Source organism: Candidatus Peregrinibacteria bacterium (assembly GCA_016699755.1).
Lineage (GTDB): Bacteria > Patescibacteriota > Gracilibacteria > CAIRYL01.
The window spans coordinates 722327-738095 of the sequence record CP065009.1 but is presented as its reverse complement, the minus strand read 5'-3'; the positions used below and the strand labels follow the sequence as shown (position 1 = coordinate 738095).

Annotated in this window: 4 protein-coding genes; 3 read left to right on the top strand and 1 reads right to left on the bottom strand. The window is 45.5% G+C overall.

Annotation, left to right across the window (positions count from 1 at the left end; translation table 11 throughout):
- Window positions 1–81: 81 nt before the first annotated feature.
- The gene (locus tag IPN35_03270) at window positions 82–1248 is read right to left on the bottom strand and encodes a hypothetical protein (protein ID QQS59863.1); all 1167 of its coding nucleotides are present in this window, start codon (window positions 1246–1248) and stop codon (window positions 82–84) included.
- A 366-nt stretch (window positions 1249–1614) separates the two neighbouring features.
- Between IPN35_03270 and IPN35_03265 the strand changes: the two genes are divergently transcribed.
- The 3 genes from IPN35_03265 to IPN35_03255 all read left to right on the top strand — a co-directional run bounded on the left by IPN35_03265 (window position 1615) and on the right by IPN35_03255 (window position 15594).
- Window positions 1615–3159, top strand: coding sequence for a YifB family Mg chelatase-like AAA ATPase (locus IPN35_03265; GenBank protein QQS59862.1), 1545 nt, complete (start codon window positions 1615–1617; stop codon window positions 3157–3159).
- A 166-nt stretch (window positions 3160–3325) separates the two neighbouring features.
- Window positions 3326–12589, top strand: coding sequence for a hypothetical protein (locus IPN35_03260; GenBank protein ID QQS59861.1), 9264 nt, complete (start codon window positions 3326–3328; stop codon window positions 12587–12589).
- A complete protein-coding gene (locus IPN35_03255) occupies window positions 12553–15594 on the top strand; it encodes a hypothetical protein (protein ID QQS59860.1) in 3042 nt (1013 codons plus the stop codon). The genes IPN35_03260 and IPN35_03255 overlap by 37 nt, the downstream gene beginning before the upstream one ends.
- The last annotated feature ends 175 nt before the right edge of the window (window positions 15595–15769 follow it).

The following is a 15769-nucleotide window of genomic DNA, read 5'->3' as shown; positions in this document are numbered from 1 at the left end:
TTCTAAAAGAATGTTGATAATCGTCACAGCCCCTTTCGGGAGACTGTGACGTTGGGGAAATTAACCGAATATTTCTATAGCTTATTTTCCTCCTTTTTTTCGCTCCTTTCCTCTTTTGTCGAGTTCTTCAATAATAGCTTTTTTCTTCCTCCCTCGACCGGATGTTTTTGGGTTCCACTGACTTTCATCAAAGGAGTAAACCGCTCGTCCAACACGAGTAAATGCTTTTTCTTTTTGGAGATTGAGAGAAATGGTACCAATTCGAATATCTCTTTGCTCTTGTACTTTTCGGACAATTTCTTTTTTGGTGAGAGGTCCTTGCTCTTTCAAAATGGCGGCAATAACATCTGCAACTGTTCCGGGATCGTATCCCCATTCTCGAAGCGCATACATACCACGCCCCACCAAAACGAATTCTGGATACCGAATAAGATCGTTGTGTACTGCCTGAACCGTAACAGGACGATTGTCAAATCCAAACGCGGAAATAGCGTTTGCAATTTCAATAAAGTGCATCGGTCTCCGTGTGTTTCGCATGATAATAAGCGACTTATCGTGAATACTTTTTGGATTAATGTGTCGCCACTCCTGAAGTCCCCACATATCCTTTTCTGCGGAACGAAAACGCATGTCAACGGTTACAACCGATTGTACACGACTCAACAAGCTTGAATCAATTTTGAGCGATTTTATGGTTTTTTCTACTACTTCGTGAATCGGAATAATATCTCCTTTTTTTAAAATAATCTGATGGGCTGTTTTTGAAATCTTCTTGATTTCCTTCATTGAGGTAGAAGAAGCATCGTACCAGAATCGATGAAATTGTTTTGGAAGTTCGGATTGCTTTATATTCGGAGTAATGGAGAGTGCTAAGTGAATAATGTGTCCATTGAGCTGTGTTTTTGGACCATGAAGACGCATAAGAACACTGTTGATAATTTGTTTTTCGGTACAAAGTCCACCATGCTCGGCGAGTACTTCGGTAATAGATTGGCTCACACGTCGTACTTTTGGGTTTGCCGCATTTCGTTGTAATTTTTTAAGGGCAGTTGATTCAATTTGACGAATGCGTTCTCGTGTTACGGAAAAAGTTTTTCCAATATTTTCGAGAGTTTGCCGAGGACCGCTATCGAGCGAAAAGCGCTTTGTAATAACCGTTCTCTCTTTGTCTGAGAGAACCAAGAGGAGCTCACCAATCATTTCTTCAAGGTTGAAGGAAGAAGATTTCAGGGGAGAAATGGGTGACATAATGCCAAAAACAAAGAAGAAACGAGAGGTTTTTTCGGCAGAAGAAACCTGTATGGTATCCTCGCAAAGTTTTTTTCCTCTGTCAACTTTTCAGCCTCTTTTTGAGTGCTTATATTCTTTTTATGATTATGATTTTTATCACTATTCTCTCATCTTTTCGAGCGTTTTTTTTGGGAAAACTATAACAAATATTTATTCCTATTTTGGCATAGGGAAGGGCGAAGATATTTTTCTCTGTGTCAAGTTCTCTCATTAATTTTTGCCTTTTAGTATTTTTTTGGCTTTCTCTCTTTCATACTTTTTCTTTTTGAAAAGAAAGCCAAAAAAATTCATAATAGCTCTTGTTTTTGTGTTATTTGTATTATTATGCCAGCAAAAATTCATACATTTTCTCCTTTTGGTGTTGATGCAATCCCTGTAGAGATTGAAGTGGATCTTCACGGAGGACTTCCCAATTTTACCATTGTTGGGCTTGGGGATACTGCCGTGCAGGAATCGCGCGAAAGAGTGCGGAGCGCCATTAAAAATTCGGGACTCATTTTTCCCATGAAACGCATTGTCACTTCACTTGCTCCAGCAGACATTCGCAAATCAGGTCCGGCGTTTGATCTTCCCATTGCTCTTGGTATTGTCCTTATGACGGGACAAATAGAATCTTCATCTTTTCTTGAGGAATCTGCATTTGTGGGTGAATTGGCGCTTGATGGCTCTTTGCGACATATCAATGGAATTCTCCCTATTGCCTTGGGCGCGGAACGACTAGGAGTAAAAAATCTTTTTGTCCCAATGGAATCAGTGCGAGAGGCATCTCTTGTGGAAAATGTTCGTGTGTATCCAGTTTCTCATTTTCGAGAATTGATTGATTTTTTGCAAAATCCTAATGAAGAAACCATTCGTCCTGCGGAGCAAGAGGAATATGGAGGAGAAAATGATGCAGAAGAACCACTTGTTGACTTTTCTTCTGTTCGAGGACAAGAACACGCAAAACGAGCGCTTGAAATTGCCGCCGCAGGAGCGCATAACGTGCTCATGAATGGTGCTCCTGGTGCAGGAAAAACGCTTATGGCGAGAGCATTTCGAGGTATTCTTCCTCATTTGGAACGAGAAGAAGCATTGGAAGTGGCACGCATTTACTCTGTAGCAGGCATTCTTCCCTCTAAAAATCCTCTTCCAAAAAAGCGTCCTTTTCGTGTTGTTCACCATACGGGAAGTGCGGTGAGTATTGTGGGAGGGGGAAGTAAAATAAAACCAGGAGAAATCTCTTTGGCACATCGAGGAGTTTTGTTTCTCGATGAACTTCCAGAATTTCCATCGCAAGTACTCGAAGTGCTTCGTCAACCGCTTGAAGACCGTGAAATCACCATTTCTCGTGCGCAGGGAAGTGTGTGTTTCCCCGCACATTTTACGTTGGTGGCAGCAATGAATCCGTGTCCTTGCGGATACTACAATGTTCCCGAGAGCACAAAAGAATGTTCCTGCTCTTCTGGGCATATTAGTCGTTATCAAAAGCGAATTTCAGGACCACTTCTTGATCGCATCGATCTCTATATCGATATTACTCCTGTAAAATTTGATCATCTCATAGAAGAAAAGGGATCAGAGTCTTCCCAATCCATTCGTAATCGGGTACAGATAGCGCGAAACTGGCAAAAGGAGCGATTTTCCAAAAAGAACATCACGTGTAATTCGGAAATGGGAGTGAAAGAGGTGGAAAAATATTGTGTGCTTGGGGAAGAAGAAAAAAACATTCTCCGAGAGGCAATGCGCCAATATCAGCTTTCTGGTCGTGCTTTTCATCGCATTCTTAAATTGGCGAGAACCATTGCCGATTTGGCAGAAACTGAAAAAATCACTGTTGCCCACCTTGCGGAAGCGCTTCAATATCGACCAAGGCTTGGCGTATCACTTTGACCTTCAAAATTGAACATTAAAATGGCTTTTCAGAGATCCTCAGTCAAGCTAAGGATGACATCGTTTTTTGAGAGGTGATGGTTTTGAGTGTTTTTCTCACAAAAAAAGCTTGTCCGCGAAAGGGTGTTTTGGTACAATAAGACGAAGGAAATTTCCAAAAACCAACATGAAAATCTCGAAAAAACAGTACCGTTTAACGGTGCTTCGACGCATAAGTTCCTTTGTTCTCTGCTTCTGTCTCATTGTTACAGAAGGAGTAATTTCTCCTTTTTCAACGCATGCTGATACTCCTGCGGACATAAGTCAGCCCCATATTCACAAGGTTTTTGACGTTTTTGGAAGTATTTTTCCTGATTGGGCATTTCGTTCGGACGATACCGACACTTGGGGTGGACAGAGTACATTTGAGGCCGCACTTTCGGCACAAATTTCGGCAATGAACGGACTGTTTGGAAATACGTGGATTGCGGCGAAAGCCGCAGGTCTATACGACAAAGATGATGGTGCTATTGCCACATATTCTGGCGGTAAACTCCAAGTCACCAAAGATATTCACAGTGATGGAAATATAGATTCAGACGGAAATATTATTACCGATGGTGTTATTGGAATTGGTGTGGCAAGCCCAACCGATCAATTAGAAATTAGTGCGAGTTCGGGTTCTACAGAAGTTCGCATCGATTCAGATAATTCTACCACGGTGGACCCTGCTGGAATCAACATTTCCGATTTTAGTACCGGAGAAGCCTATCGTATTGGAAGCGATAACAGTGCCAGTGGCGTGCAGGCAAAATATGGGGGCGCGCTCGACATTTATTCTGATCAAACCATTCGTCTTCTTGGCGACCGAGAATCTTCGGGCGTAGAGCCGGCATTTTCTGATGAAGAAGATATTGGCGTGCAAATTATCAATTCCACTGCAACAAATCCTGCGCTTGTTGTTGATAGTGCGGCAGGTCAAACGGGAAACCTGCAAGAATGGCGCAATTCGAGTGGAACGCCTATTGCGGTAGTGAGCAAAAACGGATTTATTGGTGTTGGTGTTACTTCGCCTACGGTTCCGTTTGACAGTAACCAACCAATTCGCGCGATAGGTGCAAGTGTTGGCACGTCGTGTACGATAGAAGGAGCATTTGGGTACGATTCTAATTCTGAAACGCTTGTGCTTTGCGACACCTCGGGGCAGTGGGAACAGGTTTCTGTACAAGGAGAAGCGGGAAATCCGGGACTCGATGGAGCCGATGGAGCCACATGGTTTTCTGGTACTACTCTTCCGACATGTGCCGATCCTGCAACTGCAGTAGATGGTGACCGATATTTAGTAGAAGGGGATAATACCGATCCCGATGCCGGAAAACACTACTCACGAAATAGCGTTACCGACCCCGTAAATTGTTGGTTGTACGAGGGAAATCTAATGGGCCCCGAAGGACCCGCACCAGATGGAACGTTTCAGTTTGTGTACACCGATGACGGAACAGCAAAAAGCGCAAATATGTATTACAATGAGGCAACAGGCAATGTCGGGATTGGGACGACGAGTCCAACCGCTCCGTTACAAGTTACCGGGAAAGCAGTCATAAACTCTGGCGGTGGAAGCGTGGTGTCGCCTCAGTCTTTAAATGTTGTTGGAAACGGGGATCAGGAAATACTTCTCAAATCCAACGATAATACTGGCCTAACAGGCATCCAGTTCCAAGGAGCTGGATATCGTGGCGATATTTATGCAACAGGGAATTATACCATAACAATCAACCCAAACAGTTACTACGCATCCGGTGGTTCCGGTGGTGGCAGTGGTAGTGGTAATATATTCCTCAACAATACAAGTAATGGAAACGTTGTAGTGGGGAATACTATATATCCCACTGGACTGTTTGTTGTCAACCAGAAAACTACAAGCACCGGATATGTGAGTGTTTCCGGAACAGACATTTCTGGCGTGAACTACGGGGGGGGCCAGGGAGGAACGCAATTTCTCAATACTTTCAAACCAGGTGATACTATCACGGTTACCACCTCATGGGGCAGTGAAACAAGAACAATCGCTACGGTTCTATCGAATGTGGCGATGACGGTGACCGCTCCGTTTACAGGGACGGCGACGAAGGTTGGTTATACACTGATAGGAGGAGACCGCTTTGTGGTTCAAGGAAACGGCAACGTCGGAATCGGAACCACCTCACCAACAGAGAAACTCGATGTCAATGGAAACATAAACTTTACCGGAGAACTCAATGTCAATAGTGCTCCCGGAACAAGTGGACAAGTACTTACTTCGAATGGAGATGGATCTGCACCAAGTTGGGTAGATGCCAGTACGGTTGGAACAACAGATCATGGAGCTCTTACAGGACTCACAGACGATGACCATACGCAATATGCTCTTCTTGCCGGAAGAAGCGGAGGACAATCTCTTACCGGTGGAACCGGCGTTACAGATAAACTGGTCTTGCAGGGAACGAGTGCCAATGGAACGAGTACAGCGGCGGCGTTGCAAGTCAATGTTGGGAATAATGGGGGGACGAATGCGCTGACGGTGTTGAATAACGGGAATGTGGGGATTGGGACGACGAATCCAAAGACAAAATTTCATGTTAGCGGTGGCATGATTTTGACGCCTGGCACTGTTACAGGATCTAGCGGATTTCTATTCCGTGACAATTCTGGGGTTTTAGAGCTTGTATCTGGAGCTGGAGGTGGGAATTTGGGTTTTAAAATTAGAACTGGTGTTGTTTCTGATAGTGGTACGGGAACAATTAATAATACTGCTATAGTTGTGCATTCTCTCTCTGGAGTTAGTATCGGAATTGATAATAATAATGCTTGGGGGGGTGCTGCTCTTTCTATAGGAAACGAGTCTTTCCAATCGAATTTAGACAAAACAATTCTTTCTGTTAAGGCAGGTGCTACGCAAACAGAGCCACTTACTCGGTGGAAAGATTCCAGTGGAACAACGCTTTCTGTCGTCGATGCTTCCGGAAATATTGGAATTGGAACCGCCTCTCCAACCTACGCGCTTGCCTTTGGAAATACGAAAGATCGAGCAGTTGGAGTAGAAAGCACAGGAGGAGACACTGCAGGAAAAGCACTTGTTCTCTCTGCGGGAAACACGGGAACAGATGCCTCAACCGATTTTGTGTCGCTCGGACAAACAACGAGAGATTGGCGCAACATAACCACTGACTCCAGCGGAAATATCTATGCGGTTGTGTGGGGTGGCGACATCTACAAACAAACCGGAGGGACGGGAGACTTTCTCCCCCTCGGACAAACATCGAGAAATTGGTATGGCATAACCACTGACTCCAGCGGAAATATCTATGCGGTTGTGTGGGGTGGCGACATCTACAAACAAACCGGAGGGACGGGAGACTTTCTCCCCCTCGGACAAACATCGAGAAATTGGTATGGCATAACCACTGACTCCAGCGGAAATATCTATGCGGCTAACTATAGTGGTGATATCTACAAACAGACCGGAGGGACGGGAGACTTTCTCCCCCTCGGGCAAACATCGAGACTTTGGACCGGTATGACCACTACCCCCAGCGGAAATGTCTATGCGGCTGTGTTTAATGGCGACATCTACAAACAAACCGGAGGGACGGGAGACTTTCTCCCCCTCGGACAAGCATCGAGAACTTGGTTTGGCATGACCACTACCCCCAGCGGAGATGTCTATGCGGCGGTACGGGACGGAGACATCTACAAACAAACCGGAGGGACGGGAGACTTTCTTCCCCTCGGACAAACATCGAGAGCTTGGTATGGCATAACCGCTGATTCCAGCGGAAATATCTATGCGGTTGTAAGTAATGGCGGTATCTACGAACTCTTCGCCACTTCCGGTGGTACTCCAAACCTCTCCGGCGGACAGCTTGTTCTCTCCTCTGGAGCAGGAAAAGGAACAGGAGCAAGTACTATCTCTTTCAAAACCGGCACCACCCTCTCCTCGGGAAATACACTTCAACCCCTGCAAACCAAAATGACAATCCTCGGGAATGGTAACGTTGGTATCGGAACCACCTCACCAACAGAGAAACTCGATGTCAATGGAAACATCAATTTTACCGGAGAACTGAATATCAATAGTGTTCCCGGAACAAGTGGACAAGTACTTACTTCTGGCGGAGATGGATCTGCACCAACTTGGGTAGATGCCAGTACGGTTGGAACAACCGATCACGGAGCGCTTACAGGACTCACAGACGATGACCATACGCAATATGCCCTTCTTGCCGGAAGAAGCGGAGGACAATCTCTTACCGGTGGAACAGATGCTGGTGATAACTTCACGTTAAGTTCAACCGCAAACGCCACTAAAGGAACAATTAACCTTGGTTCTACTGCATATATTGATGAACTAAATGGACGAGTCGGGATTGGAACAGCAAGTCCAAATGCGAAACTCCACGTTGATGGAAGTACTATTTTTGATACCGACAGTGGAAATCAAAAATTCTATCTCACTCGTTTAGGCGCAGTAGGCGAACACGCCGCATTTTCGGTAAACGATTCCGATTTTGTTGTTGAAAGTCGGCAAGACGAAGCAACAGGAACCACTGGAAATGTTATCTTTAAAATGGGAGGAAAAGTTTCTTCTGGGCAAACACCCTATTTTGCCGTTCGCAGCTGGACAGAAAGCGGAGATACTCAAACTGAACTCTTAAAAGTTGATGGTACAAAACAGTATCTCAAGGGAAATGTGGGAATCGGCACCACTTCTCCTTCTGTTATGCTCGATGTAAATGGCGCAGGGAAATTTGCCGGAAATGTAAACATGAGCGGAAATAGCATCACCAATCTCGCAACGCCAGCAGATACCGATACCACGTATGCCGCTACGGTGGAATACGTGAATAATAAAATCAACGGACTCACATGGAAAGATCCTGTTGACGATGCGGATGAAACCGATGGACTTGGTACGCTTGGCGCATGTGACAGCACGAAAGAAAGTTGGGCAACCTACAACAAAAACGACGGAGCGGTGTACGTGTGTAATGGAACCGATTGGGTGCTTATTGGAGCTTCAGCCAGTATTCCGTATGCTACCACGAGCAATGCCGGTATTTTAGAACTTTCTGGAGTACTCGATGGCACGTGGAATAATGTAGGCATTACCGATGATTCTTTGGTCGATGCCGATGTCAACTCTGCTGCCGCCATTTCTGGAACAAAAATTTCTCCCGATTTTGGCAGTCAAAATGTAACGACAACAGGAAGTCTCACAGTGGATACCAATACGCTTGTAGTAGATTCTGCAACAGACAACGTGGGTATTGGAACAGCAAGTCCAAATGCGAAACTCCATATTAAAACCGATACTGGAACCAACTCAGAAATAGATATACAAAGTGGAGCAGAAAACCACTGGGGAATATATCAAGATGAAACCACAGCAGATTTACGATTTTGGAATACAGATAACCGACTCACCATTACCGATGGTGGAAATATTGGTATCGGCACCACCTCTCCTACCTACGCGCTTGCCTTTGGAAATACGAAAGATCGAGCAGTTGGAGTAGAAAGCACAGGAGGAGACACTGCAGGAAAAGCACTTGTTCTCTCTGCGGGAAACACGGGAACAGATGCCTCAACCGATTTTGTGTCGCTCGGACAAACATCGAGAACGTGGTATGGCATGACCACTGACTCTAACGGAAATGTCTATGCGACTGTAAGTAATGGAGACATCTACAAACAAACCGGAGGGACGGGAAACTTTCTCCCCCTCGGACAAACATCGAGAAATTGGTATGGCATAACCACTGACTCCAGCGGAAATATCTATGCAGCTGTGTGGAATGGCGACATCTATAAACAAACCGGAGGGACGGGGGACTTTCTCCCCCTCGGACAAGCATCGAGAAATTGGACCGACATGACCAATGACTCCAGCGGAAATGTCTATGCGACTGCATATACTGGCGATATCTACAAACAAACCGGAGGGACGGGAGACTTTCTCCCCCTCGGACAAACATCGAGAAATTGGCGCAGCATAACCGCCGACTCCAACGGAAATGTCTATGCAGCTGACTATAGTGGTGACATCTACAAACAAACCGGAGGGACGGGAGACTTTCTCCCCCTCGAACAAACAACGAGATATTGGTATGGCATGACCGCCGACTCCAGCGGAAATATCTATGCGGCTGTAAGTAATGGCGATATCTACAAACAAACCGGAGGGACGGGAGACTTTCTCCCCCTCGGGCAAACATCGAGACTGTGGCGCAACATGACCGCCGACTCCAACGGAAATGTCTATGCAGCTGAAAGTGGTGGCGGTATCTACGAACTCTTCGCCACTTCCGGTGGTACTCCAAACCTCTCTGGCGGACAACTCGTCCTCACTTCTGGAGCAGGAAAAGGAGCAGGAGCAAGTACTATCTCTTTCAAAACCGGCACCACCCTCTCCTCGGGAAATACACTTCAATCCCTGCAAACCAAAATGACAATCCTCGGAAACGGTAACGTTGGTATTGGAACCACCTCACCAACAGAGAAACTCGATGTCAATGGAAACATAAACTTTACCGGAGAACTGAATATCAATAGTGCTCCCGGAACAAGTGGACAAGTACTTACTTCTGGTGGAGATGGATCTGCACCAACTTGGGTAGATGCCAGTACGGTTGGAACAACCGATCACGGAGCTCTTACAGGACTCACAGACGATGACCATACGCAATATGCCCTTCTTGCTGGAAGAAGCGGAGGACAATCTCTTACCGGTGGAACAGATGCTGGTGATAACTTCACGTTAAGTTCAACCGCAAACGCCACTAAAGGGACAATTAACCTTGGTTCTACTGCATATATTGATGAACTAAATGGACGAGTCGGGATTGGAACAGCAAGTCCAAATGCGAAACTCCATATTAAAACCGATACTGGAACCAACTCAGAAATAGATATACAAAGTGGAGCAGAAAACCACTGGGGAATATATCAAGATGAAACCACAGCAGATTTACGATTTTGGAATACAGATGACCGACTCACCATTACCGATGGTGGAAATATTGGAATCGGCACCACCTCGCCAACCTACACGCTTGCCTTTGGGAATACGCAAGATCGAGCAGTTGGAGTAGAAAGCACAGGAGGAGACACTGCAGGAAAAGCACTTGTTCTTTCTGCGGGAAACACGGGAACAGACGCCTCAACCAATTTTGTGTCGCTCGGACAAGCATCGAGAGAGTGGCATGGCATGACCACTGACTCTAACGGAAATGTCTATGCGTCTGTGCATAACGGTGACATTTACAAACAAACCGGAGGGACGGGGGACTTTCTCCCCCTCGGACAAACAACGAGACTGTGGACCGGCATGACCGCCGACTCCAGCGGAAATGTCTATGCAGCTGTGTGGGGTGGTGACATTTACAAACAAACCGGCGGAACAGGGAACTTTATCGCCTTGGGGCAAACGAGTAGGTATTGGTATGGCATGACCACTGACTCCAGCGGAAATATCTATGCGTCTACATATACTGGCGATATCTACAAACAAACCGGAGGGACGGGAGACTTTCTCCCCCTCGGACAAACATCGAGAAATTGGCGCAGCATAACCGCCGACTCCAGCGGAAATGTCTATGCAACTACAGATACTGGCGATATCTACAAACAAACCGGAGGGACGGGGGACTTTCTCCCTCTCGGACAAGCATCGAGACAGTGGCATGGCATAACCACTGACTCCAGCGGAAATATCTATGCAGCTGTGTGGAATGGCGACATCTATAAACAAACCGGAGGGACGGGAGACTTTCTCCCCCTCGGGCAAACATCGAGACTGTGGCGCGGCATGACCGCCGACCCCAACGGAAATATCTATGCACCTGTGTATGGTGGCGGTATCTACGAACTCTTCGCCACTTCCGGTGGTACTCCAAATCTCTCCGGCGGACAACTCGTCCTCACTTCTGGAGCAGGAAAAGGAACAGGAGCAAGTACTATCTCTTTCAAAACCGGCACCACCCTCTCCTCGGGAAATACACTTCAATCCCTGCAAACCAAAATGACAATCCTCGGAAACGGTAACGTTGGTATTGGAACCACCTCACCAACAGAGAAACTCGATGTCAATGGAAACATCAATTTTACCGGAGAACTCAATGTCAATAGTGCTCCCGGAACAAGTGGACAAGTACTTACTTCGAATGGAGATGGCTCTGCACCAAGTTGGGTAGATGCTTCTGGTGGAGCATGGGGAGAAATTACAGGAACCATTTCTGATCAAACCGATCTTCAAGATGTACTTGATGCAAAACTCAATATTACTGGGGGAACCATGACCGGCGATCTTGTACTTGCGGGAGATCCCGATAGCGATTTAAAAGCGGCAACGAAACAATATGTCGACAACCTCATCAACGGACTTACTTGGAAAGATCCTATTGAAATTACCGAAACCGATGCCGAAACAAAGTATGGTACGTGCGATACCACCACCGAAAGTTGGGCAACATACAATAAAAACGATGACACCATTTACATCTGTAATGGAGATGAGTGGATCGAAATGAGTTCTACTGTTGGTGTTCCCTTTGCTACTGATGCTATTGCCGGAAAAGTACAACTCACGGGAGAAATTACTGGTTCGTACAACAATGTTCTTGTCGCAGATAATGTTATTGATGAAGCAAATCTCAAAGTAACAAATAGCGCAAACGATAACTATCTCCTTACCTTCGACAACGCAACCAACGGATTTACTTGGATAGATCCAACAACCCTCACAACAGCAGAAACAAACGATCTCACGAGTGCTGTAACATGGGCAAATGTTCCCGATGCAAATATCACAGAGAGTTCGGTGACACAGCATGAAGGAGCACTTACCATTACCGAGAGTCAAATTTCTGACTTGGGAAGTTATTTGGAAAATGTAGTAGAAGATACAACTCCTCAGCTTGGCGGAGATTTGGACGTGAATGGACACAAAATTGTTTCTGCGAGCAATGGGAACATTGAGGTAGCACCAAATGGAACTGGTGATTTTTTCGTCAATACCGATGATTTGTATGTGGATACCTCCACAGGCAACGTCGGCATCGGGACAATCGCTCCTGTAGAAAAGTTGACTGTTGAAGGGAATTTACAGTTAGGTTCAATTGCAAATGCACTTATCAATATGCCAGCCAATGTATGGGGCGATAAATGGTATTTTGCAGGCCCTTATATCAAGATGGCTATGGACCAAGCAAGCACATCTTGGCTGACAACATTTGGCGGGACTACTGGTTTAACAAAATTTAGGTGGTCATCAACAAAACAAGGCGGAATTAACGGACCTATTCTTGATTTGGAAACGGGGGGAATGCAATATTTTACGGCAAAGTCGGCATCGGGACGACTTCGCCAACTAGACAGTTGGCAGTCGTCAAAAATACAGCCGCTACCACTCTAGATGTATTACCTACAATTAGTGTCGCTAATACGCACGTTTCAACGGGACCAAGTGATGCTTCTTTTGCTTCATACGAAATAACTGCTGGCAACAGAGCAATAGTGGGTGAGTTCTTTGCAGACGGAAGTGGTTTATTCAATAGTGGAACACCAGATTTATATTTTAGGGTTTCAACTAACCATCCAATTCTTTTCGGGACGAATGGAACGGAAAGGGTCAGAATATCAGAGAGTGGCAAAGTCGGAATCGGCACCACCTCACCAACAGAGAAACTCGATGTCAATGGAAACATCAATTTTACCGGAGAACTGAATATCAATAGTGTTCCCGGAACAAGTGGACAAGTACTTACTTCTGGTGGAGATGGATCTGCACCAACTTGGGTAGATGCCAGTACAGTTGGAACAACCGATCACGGAGCTCTTACAGGACTCACAGACGATGACCATACGCAATATGCCCTTCTTGCAGGAAGAAGCGGAGGACAATCTCTTACCGGTGGAACCGGCGTTACAGATAAACTGGTCTTGCAGGGAACGAGTGCCAATGGAACGAGTACGGCGAAAGCATTAGAAGTGAATGTCGGGAATAATGGGGGGACGAATGCACTGACGGTGTTGAATAGTGGGAATGTCGGCATCGGCAACACCTTTCCAACAGATAAACTCGATGTCAATGGAAACATGAACTTTAGTGGAGCAGGAAACATTATTCGTTTTTCTGGAACAAACGGAGGTGGAGAAGAAGGTATCTCATATACCGATACCGAAGGAAATCCACGATATGCAATGCACTTTCCTGGTTCTAATGAAGTTGCTCTTTCGAGTCGCGGTCCAGATGGAACGGTTACTATTGCTGCCAATACTTCAACAGTTGGTTCCGCAGGTGAAGTAAAAATGGCAGTTTTTGAAGATGATAAAATACAACTCGCTCCAAATGGTGGCAATATTGGTATCGGCACCGCCTCACCAACAGATAAACTCGATGTCAATGGAAACATGAACTTTAGTGGAGCAGGAAACATTATTCGTTTTTCTGGAACAAACGGAGGTGGAGAAGAAGGTATCTCATATACCGATACCGAAGGAAATCCACGATATGCAATGCACTTTCCTGGTTCTAATGAAGTTGCTCTTTCGAGTCGCGGTCCAGATGGAACGGTTACTATTGGTGCTAATACTTCAACAGTTGGTTCCGCAGGTGAAGTAAAAATGGCAGTTTTTGAGGATGATAAAATACAACTCGCTCCAAATGGAGGAAAAGTCGGAATCGGCACCACCTCTCCAGAAGCAAAATTTCACGTTTCTACTCCCAATTCTCTTGAACCTAATGGGATTTTAGAAATAGCTTCAAATGACAACACTGGAGCAAACCTCTCATTCTTGAAATCTCGTGGTTCCTTAGGTTCAAAAGCCCAAGTCAATACCGGTGATAGATTGGGAGGACTCTATTTCAAAGGTTATACCAATGGCGGCACCTATAGTGGAAATGTTGTGGCTATTCAGGGAGTTGCAGCACAGAATTTTACCTCGTCTGCACAAGGTTCTTACATTACTTTGGAAACAACTTCGATAGGGAATACCAGTCGACAAGAACGTATGCGTATTGATTCGAGCGGCAACGTCGGAATCGGAACCACCTCACCAACAGAGAAACTCGATGTCAATGGAAACATAAACTTTACCGGAGAACTGAATATCAATAGTGTTCCCGGAACAAGTGGACAAGTACTTACTTCTGGTGGAGATGGATCTGCACCAACTTGGGAGACTCTTCCGACAGGAACCGACGATCAAACCCTCGATCTCACTGGAAACACTCTTTCCATTGAAGACGGAAATTCTGTGGATTTGAGCAGCTACCTCGATAACACCGACGATCAAACCCTCAGTGAGATTCTCGGAACAAGTACCGATGCTGGAGGAAACGCCATCACAAACCTTGCTTCTCCTTCATCTGGAAGTGATGCCGCTACCAAAACCTACGTCGACAACCTCATCAACGGACTCACATGGAAAGCACCAGTTGATGATGCCGATGGACCGGATGGCGGAACCCCAGATGATGACTTGGGAGGACTGCTTTGTAACAGCACAAATGAGAGCTTTGCGACTTACAATAAAGGAGACAGTCTTATTTATGTCTGTAACGGAACAAACTGGGTAGAGATGAGTTCTACCGTGGGACTTCCCGATCTTAACGGAGATATTACGGGAAGCATTACGAGTAACGTTATTGCCGATGATATTATTGATGAAGCAAATCTCAAAGTAACAAATAGTGCAAACGATAACTATCTTCTCACCTTTGACAACGCCACAGGAGGATTTACTTGGATAGATCCAACAACGGTTGGTTCTACCAGTTTTATCGCACTCTCTGATACTCCCAATTCTTTTACCGCAGGCTCTGTTCTCTTTACCTCTAACTCTGCTGTAGCAGAAGACAACAGTAACTTCTTTTGGGATGACACAGAAGATCGTCTTGGGATTGGAACAGCAAGTCCAAATGCGAAACTCCATATTAAAACCGATACGGGAACCAACTCAGAAATAGATATACAAAGTGGAGCAGAAAACCACTGGGGAATATATCAAGATGAAACCACAGCAGATTTACGATTTTGGAATACAGATGACCGACTCACCATTACCGATGATGGAAATGTGGGGATTGGAATTGTAAATCCAACTTCCACCCTTCAGATTAATGGAAGTTTTGCGGTGCTTCGTTCCGAGGTAACAGCAAGCACGAGTAGCTCGGGAGAGACCATCATCGGTGTTACCGATACCGCCGCTCCACGAACCATTACGCTTTCAAACGCCGATGCCACTTCTGGACGAATAATGATTATTAAAGACGAATCGGGAGGTGCCGCCACCAATAATATTACCGTTGTTGTTGAAGGCGGAGGAACCATGGATGGGGCTACTTCTATTGTGATTTCTGCAAATTACGGTGTGCTTCGTTTGTACTCAAACGGAACAAACTGGTTCTCTTTCTAAACATGACTTCTCTTCTGCACAAACTCGGCAATGATCCCAGCCTCTGTCATCCTGAACTTGATTCAGGATCTCAAAAGATTGCGGATCACCTCCGCAATGACAAAAAAATGAAAATATAAAATATAAAACCCACCCTCCCATGAAAAAAACAACAAAAACAAATTTCCTTCTTTCT

Bases quoted from the DNA above. Each gene is read 5' to 3' on its own strand.
- IPN35_03270 (QQS59863.1), bottom strand. From the start codon at position 1,248: ATGTCACCCATTTCTCCCCTGAAATCTTCTTCCTTCAACCTTGAAGAA.
- IPN35_03265 (QQS59862.1), top strand. From the start codon at position 1,615: ATGCCAGCAAAAATTCATACATTTTCTCCTTTTGGTGTTGATGCAATC.
- IPN35_03260 (QQS59861.1), top strand. From the start codon at position 3,326: ATGAAAATCTCGAAAAAACAGTACCGTTTAACGGTGCTTCGACGCATA.